At 45.2% G+C, this 17,118-nt stretch carries 10 protein-coding genes; 1 reads left to right on the top strand and 9 read right to left on the bottom strand.

Annotated features, from left to right (window positions below):
* Positions 1–13: 13 nt before the first annotated feature.
* The 9 genes from ACMXI2_RS06975 to ACMXI2_RS06935 form a co-directional block, all read right to left on the bottom strand.
* Entirely contained in the window at positions 14–3,529 is a 3,516-nt protein-coding gene (locus tag ACMXI2_RS06975) for a SusC/RagA family TonB-linked outer membrane protein (RefSeq protein WP_483780981.1), read from the bottom strand.
* A gap of 277 nt (positions 3,530–3,806) precedes the next feature.
* The gene (locus ACMXI2_RS06970; protein ID WP_483780980.1) at positions 3,807–4,997 is read right to left on the bottom strand and encodes a FecR family protein; all 1,191 of its coding nucleotides are present in this window, start codon (positions 4,995–4,997) and stop codon (positions 3,807–3,809) included.
* 70 nt (positions 4,998–5,067) lie between these two features.
* A complete protein-coding gene (locus ACMXI2_RS06965) occupies positions 5,068–5,655 on the bottom strand; it encodes an RNA polymerase sigma factor (RefSeq protein ID WP_483780979.1) in 588 nt (195 codons plus the stop codon).
* A gap of 247 nt (positions 5,656–5,902) precedes the next feature.
* On the bottom strand, positions 5,903–8,068 hold the full coding sequence (locus tag ACMXI2_RS06960; protein WP_483780978.1) for a redoxin domain-containing protein: 2,166 nt from the start codon (positions 8,066–8,068) through the stop codon (positions 5,903–5,905).
* 24 nt (positions 8,069–8,092) lie between these two features.
* Entirely contained in the window at positions 8,093–9,496 is a 1,404-nt protein-coding gene (locus ACMXI2_RS06955) for a RagB/SusD family nutrient uptake outer membrane protein (protein WP_483780977.1), read from the bottom strand.
* Between the two features lie 11 nt (positions 9,497–9,507).
* A complete protein-coding gene (locus tag ACMXI2_RS06950) occupies positions 9,508–12,819 on the bottom strand; it encodes a SusC/RagA family TonB-linked outer membrane protein (protein WP_483780976.1) in 3,312 nt (1,103 codons plus the stop codon).
* 370 nt (positions 12,820–13,189) lie between these two features.
* Complete coding sequence (locus ACMXI2_RS06945; RefSeq protein WP_483780975.1) at positions 13,190–14,401, bottom strand: FecR family protein; 1,212 nt, start codon at positions 14,399–14,401, stop codon at positions 13,190–13,192.
* An 83-nt stretch (positions 14,402–14,484) separates the two neighbouring features.
* Positions 14,485–15,084 (bottom strand): RNA polymerase sigma factor, encoded by a 600-nt coding sequence (locus ACMXI2_RS06940; protein ID WP_483780974.1) that lies wholly within the window; start codon positions 15,082–15,084, stop codon positions 14,485–14,487.
* 220 nt (positions 15,085–15,304) lie between these two features.
* Positions 15,305–15,865: an RNA polymerase sigma factor gene (locus ACMXI2_RS06935; protein WP_483780973.1), complete on the bottom strand. Its 561-nt coding sequence runs from the start codon at positions 15,863–15,865 to the stop codon at positions 15,305–15,307.
* Positions 15,866–16,060: 195 nt separating this feature from the next.
* Here ACMXI2_RS06935 and ACMXI2_RS06930 point away from each other — a divergent pair, with 195 nt between their 5' ends.
* On the top strand, positions 16,061–17,071 hold the full coding sequence (locus tag ACMXI2_RS06930) for a FecR family protein (protein ID WP_483780972.1): 1,011 nt from the start codon (positions 16,061–16,063) through the stop codon (positions 17,069–17,071).
* Positions 17,072–17,118: the final 47 nt, after the last annotated feature.

The raw sequence follows: 17,118 nt of genomic DNA, 5'->3' as shown, positions 1-17,118 counted from the left end.
ACGTTTATCAGGCCTAAAATGAAACATGTGCACCCAGGGTAAGGCTACCCTGACCAGTACGTAAGGTTCTACCGGATCCATAGAGTCCGGAATCCTGGAATTCCGGGTCAATTCCCAGTTTATTTGCTTTCCATAGCATCAGGTTTGACACCTGTGCCCTAAAGGTTATTGCCCGGACCTTCAGCTGGTTGATTAATTTTTCCGGAAGATTGTAAGCCAGTGTTATATCTCTCACTTTAACAAATGAGGCATTGAACACATTAATGTTGGCAGCAGTATAGTAAGTGGTATTTCTATCGCTGTTCTCAGCCTTGTTGCCTATGTAGCGGGGAATATTTGTTTTGTTCTCATCTCCGCGGACTTTCCACCTGTCGGCAAATTCTGCATGAACGTTGTCATACATTGGTTCGCTCCAAAACGTATTAACATCACGGAACATCACATGACCCAGGTTGTACACCAGGTTAATGTTTAAAGAGAAATCCCTGTAACTAAAGCCATTTGATAATCCACCGGCCCAAAGCGGTTGCGTGGTTCCCATAAACTTTACATCTGTTGCCTTTGAAGCAACAGGATCAGTGGTGATGGTTCCGTCGGCGAGCCTGATTTGCGGATCCCCGTTGTTGTTCAGTCCTGCATAATCAAATGCGAACAATGAAAAAGCAGGATAGCCTGCCACATAACGCTGACTGATCATTTCCGTTCCGGTGGCAATTGTACCCAGGGATTCTATCCGGATAACCTTGTTTTTATTATAGCCCAGGGTGAAATTAGTACTCCAGAAAAAATTCTTACCAACCACATTAATCGAGTTCAAACCAATTTCAAACCCCTTATTTTGTATGGATCCCAGGTTCCCTACCACATTCTGATAGCCTGAAAAAGGACTCACCGGCAGGTTACCCAACAGATCTGTTGTATTTTTGATATAAGCATCTATGGATCCGCCTAATCTTCCTCCAAGCAAACCAAAATCTACTCCGGCGTTTTTAATGACGGTACTCTCCCAGGTTAGTTTATCGTTACCCGGCGTGCCGATAATCAGCCCCATGCCTGTTACATAATACGGGCCTGCATCCGCTTTTAAAATATCGTAAGATGCAGCTGTACCCGGTTGCGGCGCATTTCCTGCAACGCCGTAAGTAGCCCTCAGATCAAGTCTGTTTAACCAGTCATTACCCGGCATAAATGACTCTTCACCAAGTCTCCATTTTCCGCCTATACTCCACACCGGTCTGTTTTGTGCAGATTTATCCCTGCCAAACAAATTGCTCTGATCATTTCTCCAGCTACCATTCAGTGTATATTTACCCATGTAGCTGTAACTCAGGTTTGAATAATAAGAGCTGGTTCTGACTACAGGTGATTCTCCCCCGGTAAAATTCTGATCTAAAAATGTAGAGGAATTGGTTATTGTACCATCCACTCCGGCGTTTAATGTTTTGTAATCTATCGGCTGTCCAACCTGCAGTTTATCGTCCCAGCCTCTTACAATGATCTGTGTTGCTCTTCCATACTGTGAAGTGGCCTCTTGTCCGGCGAGTACGGTTAACTGGTGTTTTTGCCAGTTCTGATCAAAAACAAGCTGGTTCCTGATGGAGTAATTTTTCAGGTAGGAGTTATTCTCTGTTAATCTGCCGCCACTGTTTGGCAGATAATAAACAGGAGCTTCTCCGGGCACTGCCACGGTAAAGTCCAGCAATTCCCTACGCACTGCATAACTGTTGGCGTCCAAAAATCCTGTTGCGTTGGCCGACAAAATATTGTACCCATAGTTTCCTTCAAAACGCAGGTTTTTCAGGATCTTAACGGTACCTCCTCCTACTATCCTGCTGTATAGCTGATCACTTTTATTATAGCCGAGGTTACGCTCATTGAGCGGATTATATTCAAGATTAATCCCGCTACGGTTCTGATAATCCAGTCTTCTTGCGTCGCTGAAATCCCCCATATGATTAATGGTTAAGGGATTACCCCCAGCATCTTTGAATAACTGATAAGGAACAAAATTGGGACTTAACGATATATCAATGGGAGATGAAGTCTGGCTATTGCTGATATCGGTAATCAGGAAAAGCGAGATGCTTTTGTTGAGAACAAGATCCTGGCGAAAGTTGATTTTATAAAGATCATCCTTTTGACCGGGTTGATTTGATCTGGTCCCGGTATAGCTGACGGATCCATAAAATGCATACGCCTTTCCCCCGCCGGATACAGAAATGGTTTGGTTGGTCAGTGTGGCATTCCGGTAAAAAAGGTCTGCAATTTCACCTGTGTTGTTTATGGCAGCCAGGCTATCCAGGCTTTTGGTTTCCTGCGCAGCGGAAATCAGCCCGGCCTCCCTGTTGTACTGGATAACCTGATGAGGGCGTAGCGATGCTAACTGTGAGGCCAAACCAAAGGGATAACTGGCTTTACTTTGCTGAAATACCTCTCCGGAAGCGGTAATGAAATCCCTGCTGTTCAGTCTTTGGATATAGTTCAGGTCCGGCTTTCCCTGAAAATTTACAAATCCATCATATTCAATACTCAGCTTATTACCGGCTTTCCCTTTTTTTGTGGTAACCACGATAACGCCATTAGCGGCCCTTGTACCCCATATAGAGGCGGCAGTTGCATCCTTTAATACGGTAATATCTTCCACATCCTGTGTATTGATAGCGGATATATTATCCTGGGGAACACCGTCGACCACAATCAATGGGCTTCTGCTGGCGCCGCCTGGTACGGAATTTCCAAACTCATCATATAAACCAATTGTTGCCAGTCCCCGTACTAAAAAAGGGTTTTGACTGGCACTGGGCGCGTTATTTACAACCAGTCCGGGTACAAGTCCATCTAATCTCGAAAGGATATTTGCGCTACCGGAACGGTTCTTCATAATATCCAAATTAGGTTTGGAAAAAGAACCTGCACTTCGTTCCCTTGAAATTTTCTGGTACCCGGTAGAAACTATTTCCGCAGCTTCCAATACTGTTTCAACTGCATTGAGTGTAATCTTTATGGCTTCCTCGCCGGTGATTTTTACTTCTTTCTCTTCGAAGCCAATGTAGCTTACTACAATAACTGCCCCCGGTTCAACAGCTATCTGAAAGTTCCCGTGCTCATCGCTGACGGCGCTTACCTTTTGTCCTTTTACCCGGATTGTTGCGCCTATCATTGGTTGTTTGTCGTCGTCCAAAACAGTACCGGAAACTTTTATGGGAACGACAAGATCCGATGCCTTCACCGGCTTCTCCCGGTATTTGATTAAAATATTTCCTTTAGAAATTTCGTAACTCAGCAGCTCCTGTTTCAGGACAGCTTTTAAAAAATCTTCTACAGGCATATTACGTGCCTCTAAGGTAACGGGACCGGCGTTTTTGATTTGCTCACTATTGTAAAAAACGCTTAAACCGGTTTGCTTCTCAATAATTTTAAAAACTTTTGATAAAGGCATTTTCTTTGCGCTCAAGGTGATTGATTGAGCTATGGCTGATGCCTGCACCTGAAAAAAAGCGACAGTTAGAAAAACGATTGTTAGTTTCATAGCTAACAGTATTTTGGTTGATAGCCCCGGCACCCTGCGTTCATTCGGAGATACACGGGCTCCTGACGGCTGGTTTAAAGCAGAAAATTGCATAACTTTGTCCTGGTTTGGTTGATAAATAAGCAGTTCTTCTTCGAGTGAAAATTGTTTTTATTGGTTGACCAAATAATCCTACCGGAGATGTTACCAGCATCTTCGGTTTTTTATTTGATCCCCCTGGTTTACTTACTATGAAATTGTAATGGTTGTTATGGCACAGGAATTAATATCTCTAAGATCAGTTATTCAATATAACCAGCCTGTTGTTAGCTTCCAGCCTGTAACGCAGGCCCACTCCTTCAAGAAAATGCAGCACTTCAGACAAAGGTAAATTCCTTTTAAAAGTACCTCCAAACTGAATTTCACGAACAGGCCGTTCATACACAACCTGTATATCATACCATCTTGCCAGTTGCCGCATGGCTTCCTCAAACGGCTTATTATCAAAATTAAATACTCCATTTTTCCAGGCCAGGTCCTGTTCAAGATCGGCGGCCATCACTTTACCGGAGCGGTAGGCTTGTCCGGGTTTCAATACCGTGGATCCAATTTTCACGCTTCCTTCCAGCAACGATATTTTATCCGCAACCTCATCAGCATAGGCATTTACATTGAAACTGGTGCCGAGCACCTGGATGGTGGTTCCCCTGGTTTTTACGAAGAAAGGTCTGTTGTGATCAGGCGCTACTTCCAGGTAGGATTCGCCGGAAATCTCTATTGTTCTATGCCCGGTGAATGCAGTAGGGAATCGCACACTCGATGCGGCGTTTAGCCATACTTTGGTGCCATCGGGTAAGATCAGTTGATATTGCCCCCCTTTTGGCGTACTGACTTTATTATACAATTGTTCTCCACCGATGTTCCGGCCTTCATATGCAAGCATGCCTGCATCCCGTTTAATGATCTTTAAACCTCCCTGGCTGGCGAGGGATCCATTGGCTGCGCTGTCGAGAACAATGGTGCTGCCATCAGACAACGTCAGCGTAGCTTTATTGCCCCCCGGAAGAATATCCGGCTGCACCTTTGAAGGAGCCAGGGCCATTTCTTTTTTGGGCGACTGATGCCTGAAATATAGTACGGTTGCGGTTCCGGCCAATAGTAGAATCATGGCTGCATAACGGAGCCAGGTGCTCCGGAGCGGGAAAGGCGAACGATGATTAACCGCAGACTCAGTGTCTGCGGTTAGAGGCAACAAACCAGTGGTTGGTTCTGATTTCAATATTGCTGATAGTATTTCTGCAGTTCTTTCTTCCGGGATTTTTTTCAGATCCACGGGTTCCATTTCTAATTTATCTAATATCTCTACAGATAACCACTCATGATAGCTGCGATTCTGCAACATGAGCGCAAACTCACGCTCCTCTCCGGGAAGAAGGGTGCCCTCTACATATTTATCCAGTAGTTCAAGAAAATAATGCCGTGTATCCATCCTGATGTTCCCCTTTTAATACTAAAGACCGGCAGGTGTTATAAATGGAGTACAGGGAGCGCAGAAATTTTTAATAATTCATTAAAATAAATAAAATTATAAAAAGGTCGCCCCGCTGTTTAAGATAAGACCGGATACCCTGCCGGGCCCTTTGCATATGAGTTTTTACAGTTAAAACCGAAATGCCGAGACGGTCTGCAATAGCCTCGTAGCTTAATTTTTCCTGTTTGGCCAGGGAGAATACCATCCTTTGCTGCTGTGGAAGAGAAAGAAGCGCTTCATCCAGCACCAGCAGCAGCTGTTCCTGGTGCTGAGCCATTTCTGTTATAGGCTGGGTTGGACCGGCCTGGCTGCCCCAGGAATGTTCCAGTACTTTGTTATTTGCCCATTTTTCCAGGTATTTGATCACCTGGTTCCGGCTGAGAATAAATAACCAGGACCTGAAATCGTCCAGTTCCTCAAGTGATTCCCTCTTTTTCCAGACAGTCAGAAATACTTCCTGAACAATTTCCTCTGCAATCGAATCGTCCTTTGAATAAAGTCCGGCAACGTGATAAACCCTGTCCTTATATTCCAAAAATAATTGCTCAAATGCCTGGTGAGAACCAGCGGCCACCTGCCGGAGCAGCTCTTTTTCGCTATCTTTCTGTGAGTACACCAAATGCAGTGTTTGTTGGTTGGGGGGTAAAGTTATAGGAAAATGAACACATGTCAGGTGGTTTTTAATTCCCGGAGCATAATATGCCATTCCTGTAAATCATCATGCTCCTGGCGCAACAATCCGGGTAACCGCATCTCTAGAATTCTCATTCATTCCATTAAATTCTGAAATTCCATATATCTCAAAAAAACAGCCGCGTCTTCCCTTCCGGGAATTTCGCGGCTGCATTTCTGGGGATTATAAATTATTTTATCAACTCCGATAGTTCCTTCTGCAAGGCAAAGCCTCTTAAATCTTTAGCGACGATCCTGCCATCACGATCAATCAGGATATTCCAGGGGATGCCACGCACGTTGTAATACTGTGCAATCGCATTTTCCCGGCCTTTCAGATCTGATAACTGTGTCCACGGTAATTGATCATCTTTAACGGCCTTTTTCCATTTGCCGGCATCGCTGTCGAGGGAAATGCCCACTATTGTGAACCCTTTGGATTTGTAAATATTGTATGCCTTCAGCAAATTGGGATTCTCTGCGCGGCACGGCCCACACCAGCTGGCCCAGAAATCTATCAGTACATATTTTCCTTTAAAGCTGGAAAGAGATATTTCCTGTCCGCTGGTATCGGGTTGAGATACATCTGCAATCATTGCTCCTTCGGCGCTTCTTTTCATTATGGGTAGCATCCCGCCTATTCTTTTGCCGGCGGGCGTTCCACGGATTACTTCCGGAAGCGATGTATAAAGCGGGTAAACGGTGTTGTATTTTGGTCCCGAGATATCTTCTGCCATATCCTTTACCAGTTGCAATGAAAACAGGCTGTAGGGATGCTCTTCAACGTACTTTTTAACATTCGCCGTATACCGGCTCCTGGCTAAGGAAAGCAGTTGTTCTCCTATTTTGGGCCTTTCCTCCTGTGAGGCATTGGTGAGTTGTTGCAGCAGTTCCTTTTGCTCATGATTCAGCTCTCTTGCAGCAGCAAAGAAGTGATTGGCTTCAAGCTGAATATTGGAGCCTTTTAATGTGAAGTCCGGTAACGAATCCATATTAACTGATAATTGCAGGTAACCGATATCGGAGAAGAAGGTAAGCTGTTTGCCTTCCGGCAAGATGGTGGCATTCACCCGCTGTGGCTCCTGCATTTCAGCGAGCCAGGTAAATTTGCCATCATGAATGGATACAGTATCGTTTTGGTACCCGTTGTTTTTATCATATTTAAAAACAATTACGCTATCGTTCCGGCCTTTTATATCTCCATCCATGCGCATATTATATCCGTGGTCAAAGATTTCCATCAGCGTGTTCATCAGATCGTTGTTGCGCTTATTTTTGGCTATTATCCTGCCATCCGGATCTATGAGTACATTTTGAGGAATCCCTTTGATGCCGTATTCAATGGCAGCTTCATTATTTCTTCCTTTCAGATCAGACACTTGCTGCCAGGGCATATTATCATCCCTGATGGCCTGTATCCATTGCTGGCGGTGCAGGGAATCATCCAGGGATACACCTAACACGGTGAAGCCCTTATCTTTATAGGCGTTGTAGGCACGCAGTACGTTTGGGTTTTCAGCCCGGCAGATACCGCACCAACTGGCCCAGAAATCAACCAGTACATATTTGCCCCGGAAGGAGGATAGTTTCACATCCTTTCCTGTTACATCTGCCTGTGTAAAGTCCGGAGCGGGTGAGCCAACCATTATTTTCCTCACATGGGCGATCTGCTTTGCCAGGGCTTTTCCTTCTTCCGAATTCTTAAATGCAGGACTGAGCGCCCCGAAAAGAGGTGTAATCGTTTCTGGATCTAAAGCTATGCGGTAGCTATAAACCATATCCCAGGAGGCATAAGCCCCGGGATGCCGCCTGATGATCCCGGCTACTTCATCATTAAATTTCGTCCTCACCTGCTCCTGTTCCGCATTAATAGCCCGCATAGAGTCTTTCATGCCACGGTTGCAGTAAGCTCTTGTATTCAGGGAAGTAAAAGTACCCGCATATTTATCTCCGTGTTCAACAAATTCATCCAGGATCTTCGTATCAGAACTACCTGTTACAGTTGCTGAATCGAGGGAACCGGTTGCGTTGATTCCAACTTCCCCGGGTTGTAAATAGAAACGCCGGGAAACATACCTGGTGTCCGGTGGTTTCATATATACCCTGGCCAATACTGGCCTGCTCAGCTTGCCCCTGAACACGAAATGTCCATCCTTTTGTAGCAAAACAGAATCGGTTGCCATCTCTTTATCGTTCAGCTCATATTGAAGATAAAGTTTGACTGGGTATTGCGGGGCAGTTATCTGCCCTTTTAATGTGAATGGGTTTGTGTGGCCAGGCTGTGCCTCTGCTACAACCGTTCCGGTCATGAGTAGGGCAGCAGGCAGCCATTGCCTGAATAATAACTGATAACGCATAATATGTTTGGTTTCTGTTTAGCTCTAAAAATATCCCTTGTTTTGACTCAGGTGCACATTGGAATTGATGGCCGGTTGCGGAATGGGATAAAGCACATCCGTCGGCTGCCATTGACTTCCTTTGAGCTGAGATAATACTTCATCGGCCCTGAAGGTAGAAGGATTATTGATGCCGGGCAATCTTTTCAGATCTAACCAGCGAGATCCCCATTCGCAGAAAAATTCGATACGGCGTTCATGTTCAATGGCAGCCATCAGTGTGGCTTTATCAGTAGCTTTGGTATCTGGCAAACCCGCTCTTAACCGAACCATGTTAATATCGGCTGCTGCCTGTATATAATTGAACTGTTGCGTACGGGCTTCGGCACGAATTAAAAACTGCTCAGACAAGCGTAGTACCTGGTTATATTCCACTGCGCCAACACCTGCCATGTACCTGTACTTTGCAGGGTATGGATAGTCGATGCCACCATAATTTTTATAACCAACCCAGGTGGCCTTTCGCTGATCTCCAGGTTCAAAATCTTTATAGAGGCCATCTTTAAGTACAAACTTGGGAGTTGTACTCAATGCAGAAGGAACGAAGTTGTTGGCAATCCATGAACTGGTGATACTATTTACAAATTGAAGAATCCCTTCTTTGTTGTTGGCCAGGAATACCTGGTTGAGGGAGTCATTCATAGTAAACAATCCCGGGTTGTTGATGACGGCAGTAGCCATACTTTCGGCCAATTGCCATTTTCCCCTGTAAAGGTATACCCTGGCCAATAATGCATCGGCAGCCCAGGTAGTAGCGCGTATGCGCTTGCCGCCATAGATATCCAATGTAGCGGGTAGTACTTTTTGCGCATCTGTAAGATCTTTTTCTATCTGATCATAAACTGCATCCACGTTATCGCGGGCCTGGCTGGTAGTGATGTGTACATCGGTAGCCGTTACCACTGGCACGGCTCCATATTCATTTACCAGATAGAAATAGCAAAGCGCCCGTATGAACCTGGCCTCGCCCGTAGCTCTTTGTTTGTATGCTTCGGATAAGGGAGATCCGGCGAGCCCGGTTATAACAGAATTGGCGATGTAAACATTTTTATAAATCGTACTCCATAAACCATCTATGTAATAGATCATAGGGGTTAAGGAGTTGTTTGTAAAGTCATCATAATAATTCACAGAATATCCGTACGCTTCATCCGCCGACAAACTATTGAACATGGTGATGGAAGTGCCCATGTCATTGCCGGGATTCGGGTTCGCCACACTCGCATATAAGCCTATGATGGCTGCTTCCGCCGTAGTTGAGTCCATGAATACGCTGTTGGACATTAACTGGTCTTTTGGTGGGCCTATCTCAATCAATTTCTTACAGCTACTCATCATCCATTCTGCCAATAATACCATACAAGTATATAAAAAGAGTTGTTTTTTCATTTCCCTATTGTTTAAAGTGAGCAATGAATACCGGCTGCAATTTGTCTTATCGGTGGCAATACAGCGCCGCCGGTTTCAGGATCAAATCCCAGGTAATTGGTGATAGTAAACAGGTTTTGCGCCCTGATAAATGCCCCGGCTGAAATTAACCTGATTGACTTTGTCCACGAAGATGGCAGCTCATAAGACAGGTTCAGGTTTTTAAGTCTTATAAAACTGGCATCTGAATAATTACCATCTGATAGCAGGTAATAATTTTTATACGCATAAGTAGCCTCACTGCCGGATAGTGTTGATGGCCTGAAGCCATCAGCAATAATCTGATCATCCTGATTGGACAATCCACCTGGTTGCATACCTACTGATGAGCGAACAGAGGATTTGATCTGCTTCACGAATTGAAACAGGATATCCAGCTGAAACCTGCCGAGTTTGAGAGCGTTGCTGAACCCACCATAGAAATCGGGAATGCTGGCGCCTATAATCTGGTAATCTCCATTGGCAGTTTGTAACAACCCTGTTGTAAATTTCCCGTCATGGTTGAGATCCGCAATAGTAGCGATGCCATCTTCCAGTCCGGTATAATGATACCCGCCATAGTTACTGATAGGCTGCCCCTCCATGTATACATAAGCATAGCTTGTTGTTTCTAAACCGGGGAAGGAGATGAGTTTATTACGGGGTATGGTAATGTTGAAGGAACTATTCCAGGAAAAATTCTTACGACTGATATTCTTTGTTTTCAATTCTAATTCCCATCCCGAGCTTTGCAGCAATGCCGGCATATTACCGGTAAAAGAAGTAAATCCCGACTGGGAGGATAATGGCGAATTCACCAGCTGATTATCTGTGCGGCTGGAAAACCAGGAAGCAGAGAGGAAAAGCTGATCATCCAGGAATCCGGTTTCCAGGCCAATATCCAATTTGCGATTGGATTCCCATCCGTAATCAGGGTTGGCGCTTCGCAAAGGATAAATTCCTGTGCTACCATATTGATAAAATAGATTGCCATAGGATGCCAGGTATCCATAGTCCGGGATCTGGTCATTCCCGGTTGTTCCGTAGCTGGCCCTGAGTTTACCGTAGCTCAACCAGGGAAGGGTTGTTTTAACCCACTGCTCACTGCTGAATACCCATCCTGTACCAACCGAACCAAAATTACCGAATTGACGGTTAGGGCCGAACCGGGAAGAGCCATCTCTACGGCCGGTGAGATTAAAAATATAACGGTCTTTCAGGATATAGTTGATACGTCCAAATGCGGAAACGTATTTGTATTCTTTAAAGCTGCTGCTTTTATAACTAATATTGGAAGCTGCTGTCCAGGAGCTCATCAGCTTATCGTTGGAGAAGCCCGTGGCTCTCACCCAATATGGCTCGGCAAAGCTGGATTGTTGCCAGGTTCCTCCCGCCAGCACGCTAAGTCTGCCATCACCCAGCGTTCTGTTGTAAGTCAGTTGTGGCTCTACGATATAGCTTTCAATGTAGTCGGATGTATATGTAGCAGCCGATTCTCCTGAGCTGCCATTGGGGTCAAGAGAGGATTTAGGAAGATGTGTTTCGTTTATTTGTGCTATTTTATTATATCCAAGACTCACCTTTGCATCTAATCCTGGTAATATGTTATACTTTAAATTAGCATTCGCCAACAGGTTATCCGATTTGAAGCTGGCCGATTGCAACAGGTAGGAATCAGGATTGGTGAATCCGCCTGTCCAGTTTAAACTGCCATCCTGGTTATGTACAGGATAGTTGGGCGGTAATACATACACAACACGGGTAAGATCGGTAGCAACCTGGTTGTTGGATTCCTTGGTATACATAACAGAAGCCCCCAGCGTGAATTTACCATTACGCGAGGTATTGTCTATACTCAGGTGAGAGGAATAGCGGTTGTATCCCCAGTCGCCGGGAAATACAGTGGATTCATGCCTGAGGGTATTGGAGAAGCGGTAACGTAAATATTGATTTCCACCTGAAAATGCACCTGTAACCTCAGTTTGATTTGCGGTGTTGCCGATATAATCTTTCAGGAAATTCCTGGATTTTGTAGTATCCCAAACGGTAAGGTCCGGGGCATTGGAAAAATCGGGCGTAACATTATCATTAGCGAAAGCGGTTCTACGCATGGCCAGGTATTCAGAAAGATTCAGCATCGGCAAATAGTTGGTTACTTTACCGGCGCCTGTGTAAACATTGAAATCGAAATGTGCCTCTGAAGCCTTACCTCTTTTCGTGGTGATCAGGATAACACCATTCGCCCCCCGGGAGCCATAGATGGCAGTAGCATCAGCGTCTTTCAATACGGATATATCAGCGATATCTGCCGGGTTAATGGAGTTCATAGGATCTATCGGTCCTGAAGCCCCTGCGCTGGAAAATGGCGTTTCCACAAATGGCACTCCATCGATAATGAATAGTGGCATATTTTTGTTGCCGGTGGACAGCTGAATGGATTGCTGTTGCCGGATAGAAATATTCATCTGGCTGCCGGGGTTACCACTGGAACGCGTGATGAAAAGGCCCGGAACGTTACCTTGTAACGCTTCGAGGACGTTACTTACTGGTTGTCTCGCTATTTCTTCTGCTTTTATACTGGTAACACTACCTGTGTTAAAACGTTGCGTAGTGGTGCCGTAAGCAATAATCTGAACTTCGTCAAGTTTAGAAATGGACGGAGGGAGTATTAAACTAAAACCTGGCGACCCGGTAAAGATGGATTGACCGGCTTTAAGCGCTCCCCCATTAGCTTTACTGTCGGGATAAGCGACTAGCACCGCATTTGTGGCGGAGATTAATTTTAACTCTATACTTCCGTAACCGATCCTGCTTATCACCAACACATCGCCTGTATTCGCGTTAATAGTAAAGGAGCCATCGGCCTTCGTTGCGGTGCCGGTTTTTGTTCCTTTGATAAGTACATTGGCGCCGGGGAGCGGTTCCCCCTCACGGTTAAGAATAATACCGCTGACGGGAAATAATGAAAGCTGGCCGGAAAATACGGCCGTGGTATTACTTCCGGCAAACTGCACGATGGGATATATACTGATCGTTTTGCTTCCAATCAGGTATTTTAAAGGCTGGTTTCTGAACACATTTTCAAGAAACTGCAAAAGTGGTTCGTTGGTAGCCTGAACAGTAACCGGCTTGGCTCCCGACAAATCCGTTTCCTGGTATAGAAACAAATAGCCGGTCTGTTTTTTTACAGCAGAAAAAACCGTCTCGAGCGATACATTTTTGCCTGAGTAGGTCACACTTTGAGAAAATCCGTTGGCTGCCACATTAAAAAAAGCGGCTGTAAGAAAAAAGAAAGTTAGTTTCATAACTAACACGATTTTGGTGAAGGGATAGGTACCGCCACGGGCAGGCCATCCACAAAAAGCAGTTTTTGTCATACCTTTGAAACTGGTTTAGGTGCTGAATAAGCAGTCTGTGCAGACTTTGTTTTTGAATGTTACCTAAACTACTCGGCCAATGATGTTTCCCCATCATTGGCTTTTTGCTTTGAGTAAGGAGTTGTATATGGTGTCCCCATCAAAGGGGAATTATCAGGATAATTGCGCAATATCCTCATTGCCTGGACTGATAGCCGCAGGAATAGATTATATGGTTGGTTTGTTGGCAAATTATTTTACGAACATATCATATCACAGTATAACGGGATTTGGCCCCAATCAGATTTCGGTTCAACATTTATTTTTCTCCTATGATCAATGTCCTGTCTTTCAGTTCAACATGCAGGCCGAAACCCCGCAGAAAACGAATCAAATCGGTTAATTGAACGCCCCTGTCCATTTCTCCTTTCAATTTCCTTGTTGGAATAGCTCCTTCATATCTAACCTGGATATCGTACCATCTTTCAACGTCTTTCATAATAGACGGGAAGGATTTGCCGGTGAAACTGAAAATACCATTTTTCCAGGCCAGCACCTGCTCCAGGTTGGCCTCAGAATTGACGGTAATGTTGGTGATATTATGCTGCTGCAATGCCTGCTGACCGGGACCTAGCGTCACCCCATGAGACGACGCAGCATTACCTGGCAACACTTTGACCCTGCCCTCAACAAGCGTTGTTGCAATCGCACCTTCATCAGTGTAAGAGTTAATGTTGAAACTGGTTCCCAACACTTCAACGATCGCTTTTCCGTCAACATCCACTATGAAAGGCATTTTGGCGTTTTTCGCAACTTCCATATACACTTCACCGGTTACTTTCACTTTGCGGTTGTTTCCTGTAAATGCAGCCGGGAAAGTAACAGAACTTGCCGCATTCAGCCACACGATTGTTCCATCAGGAAGCGTGAGACGATATTGTCCGCCGCGCGGCGTGGACATGGTATTCATCATCGCTTCACCCTGGGAAAGGCCCCTGGCATCGTAGATTATTTCATCATTGGCCGTTTTGACGATCGAAGAACTCCCCTGTTGTGCAATAGCGCCGCTGGCGGCGCTGTCGAGCGTAATAGTTGTTCCGTCTGATAAGGTAAGCAGCGCCTTATTTGACCCGGGTAAAATTCCTGGAGTTGATATTGTTTTCCCTTTCACGAAATCCGTTCCGGTTTTCTTTGAGGTCGTGTAGAAGTAAGCCCCGGCCCCCAGCAGGATCAATATTGCAGCGGCCCAGCCCCATTTCTCCAGGAAGCGTACACGATGCACCTGGCGTACTCCAGAAATAGCAGTGTCGGCGTGGATCCTGGAAGCTACTCCCTGTTCGATCCGGGCAATTTCCTGAGAAAAGTCCAGTTGGTTGTTTTCCCATAATGGCCAATCCCTGTCCAGAATCTGCTGTACCATTTCCTTATTGGCCGGATCTTTAAGCAAATCGGCAAAAACAACACGCTCATCTTTGCTCAGCTTTCCCTGGGCGTATCGTTCAAAATAATATGTCAGTTGCTGTTCAGTCATTGTAATCAGTAATAAAGACCCGGTTTAAACAGGGGTAGGACGGGTCGCAATAAAAAAATATTGACAATTATTTAATGGCCGCGTCACCACTGGCTAATTAACGCATATAACAAGGTAATAATGACCCCGGCATTTCTCCTTAAATAGGTTCGCAGAAAAACCAACGCTTCCACCATATGTTCCCTCACCGTACTCCTCGAAATCCCTAATCGCGCGGCAATTTCCTCGTATGTTAGCTGTTCGTTGCGGCTTAACAGGAATACTTCTTTGCGTCGCGGCGGCAGGGATTCAATGGCACGGTTCATGATGGTTGCCAGTTCCTTCGTTTCCAGATCTGTTTGAGGATTGGTCAGTGTCTGATCGATTTGAATGATATCCGGGGCTTCCGTTTCCGGTAACCCACGCTCAAACTGGGAGTTGACGCAGTTCCGGGTGATCACATATACATAGCCGGGAAAATTGCTGATGTCAGGGAGTTTTTGCCTGTTTTTCCAGATGCGCAGAAAAACATCCTGGGCCACCTCCTCGGCAAGTTGAGGCGATTTAAGCCAGTAAAGGAGATAGGGATAGATTACCTGGGAATATTTTCTGACGATCCGGTTAAATGCCCGCTCGTCCCCCAGTGCAACCTGTTTCAGCACCTCCTGCTCATCCTGTTTCGTGTCTAAACTAGTGTTGCTCAATCCTATGTCGTTAGCAGTTTGTCAGTAAAAATAGAACAATCTTTGAATATGAATTTTCGCAGGAAGGTATACCAAAGACAAATGAATTTCTACAAAAGGCTGCTTTAAAAAGCGGCGCCGCTTGCAAATTACTAATCCATTACCGGATTTTAAACAGGAATATTGACAAATTATGGATGTGACAGCTGTGGTAGGATGCTTCGATGGGTAAATTACATCACTACATAAATTCCGCCTGCATACTTAACAATATTAATACCACCACTAACTTATCTGCCACAAATTTCTCGCGCAGTACCTGGTTAGCCAGGCTCAGATGTTTCTCGATTGCTTTTACACTCACCTTCAGCTGGTCGGCAATTTCCTGGTGTGTATAACCATGTTGCTGTTTCAGGAGGAATATCTTACGGCGTTTCTCTGGTAATGTGTTAATCACTTCATGAAAGCTACGCCATCCATCTTTAAATATAAAGTCTTCTTCGAAAGATACCGAAAGCGGTTGCTTTTCATTAAAGGCGGTATCCCGTAACAAACGTCTTGCTTCTTTCTGATTATGATTCACTACAATCCGGTAAACATAGGTGCGTAATAAGGGATAAATCATTGCATCGTCTTTCAGTGAAGGCAGGTTATCCCACACCTTAATGAAACACTCCTGCACAAGGTCTTCTACTATAAGGGGATCTTTAGTATATCGCTTTACAAAATGATATAGGCGGTCCTTATTCTCCAGGTAGATCCGCTTAAACCTTTCCTCCAGGTGAAGTGATTGCGTGTCCATATTGCTGATGCTTCCCGTTATCCGGAGCTACAAAGTTGGAAAAGATTTATCTTTTGTTGCTGCTCCGGTAAAAGATAATGATTAATTCACACACCTTCTCCTCCAATGTTATCCTAATGTTAAGTCCAATTTTCGCGGTAGGGTTTTGCTGTGCCGGTGCTGTGTTATTATTAGCGGAGGTTTTAAATGCACTTCATGAAGATAGATAAAGCATTGCTTAGTAAATATTTTGACGGAACATGCACACCACAGGAGGAACAGCGGGTGCTCAATTACCTGGCAGGACAGGATCACCAGGAATTCATTTCCCTCATGGAGCAATCGTGGGAAGAAGTGCCTGCCGATAACATCGGCGAAGACATTACCCGGCGGATGCTGTTGCAGCTGGAGATGAAAACGTATGGCAGAAAGAGAATTATTCCTATTGAACATGCTTCCCGGGGCTGGAAGAAAAACTGGCTGCGTGTGGCAGCTGCATCAGTGTTCATCGTAACAGGCGTCACATACTGGTTGACTACGCACAGGAAGCACACCGTACCCATCACCTGGACCACCATTTATAACCACCATAACAACCCGGAACTGGCCGTATTACCCGACAATAGTAAGGTATGGCTGGCCCCGGGCAGTAAATTATCCTATACCCCGTTTACAGGTAAAGAGGAACGCAGTATAAAACTGGATGGAGAAGCATTTTTTAATGTTGCGCAAAACGCAACCCGGCCATTTGTAGTGTATACCGGCAAACTGGCTACCCGTGTACTAGGTACCACCTTTAATATTGAAGCCTATCCGCAGGAGGCAGCAGTACGGGTATCGCTGGTAAGCGGGATGGTGGCAGTAGCGCCTGCAGACAGCATTGATCAGGTGGTGGCACAGCTTCACCCCGGCGATGTAATGGATTACGAAAAAAACAGCCGCACGTTTAAACGGCAGCAGATCAGGATCAGCGATCCGGAAGAATGGATGAAAGGCTCACTGGTATTCAATGACCTGCTGCTTACCGACGCCCTGCAAAGAGTGGCTGTACGCTACCACCTGGTTATACATTACGCAAAAGGAACGCCATCAGCATTGTCAGATAAAAAGATAACCGCCATCTTCCGGAAAGAAAGCAGTAGCGAAATCTTAAATAATATACTCTTCATTTCCAACTGCTATATGCAGCAGCGCGGCCAGGACATTACCGTTTACAATATGCCTTAAACCAATACCAACAGCAGGACAACATGCCTGCTGTCATCTATTCTTAA

This window comes from Chitinophaga sp. G7 BAM 1005, from assembly GCF_057126945.1.
Note: the sequence above shows the minus strand (reverse complement) of the source record. Positions and strands in the feature narration are given on the sequence as shown.

Bases quoted from the DNA above. Each gene is read 5' to 3' on its own strand.
- ACMXI2_RS06975 (WP_483780981.1), bottom strand. From the start codon at position 3,529: ATGAAACTAACAATCGTTTTTCTAACTGTCGCTTTTTTTCAGGTGCAG.
- ACMXI2_RS06970 (WP_483780980.1), bottom strand. From the start codon at position 4,997: ATGGATACACGGCATTATTTTCTTGAACTACTGGATAAATATGTAGAG.
- ACMXI2_RS06960 (WP_483780978.1), bottom strand. From the start codon at position 8,068: ATGCGTTATCAGTTATTATTCAGGCAATGGCTGCCTGCTGCCCTACTC.
- ACMXI2_RS06955 (WP_483780977.1), bottom strand. From the start codon at position 9,496: ATGAAAAAACAACTCTTTTTATATACTTGTATGGTATTATTGGCAGAA.
- ACMXI2_RS06950 (WP_483780976.1), bottom strand. From the start codon at position 12,819: ATGAAACTAACTTTCTTTTTTCTTACAGCCGCTTTTTTTAATGTGGCA.
- ACMXI2_RS06945 (WP_483780975.1), bottom strand. From the start codon at position 14,401: ATGACTGAACAGCAACTGACATATTATTTTGAACGATACGCCCAGGGA.
- ACMXI2_RS06935 (WP_483780973.1), bottom strand. From the start codon at position 15,865: ATGGACACGCAATCACTTCACCTGGAGGAAAGGTTTAAGCGGATCTAC.
- ACMXI2_RS06930 (WP_483780972.1), top strand. From the start codon at position 16,061: ATGAAGATAGATAAAGCATTGCTTAGTAAATATTTTGACGGAACATGC.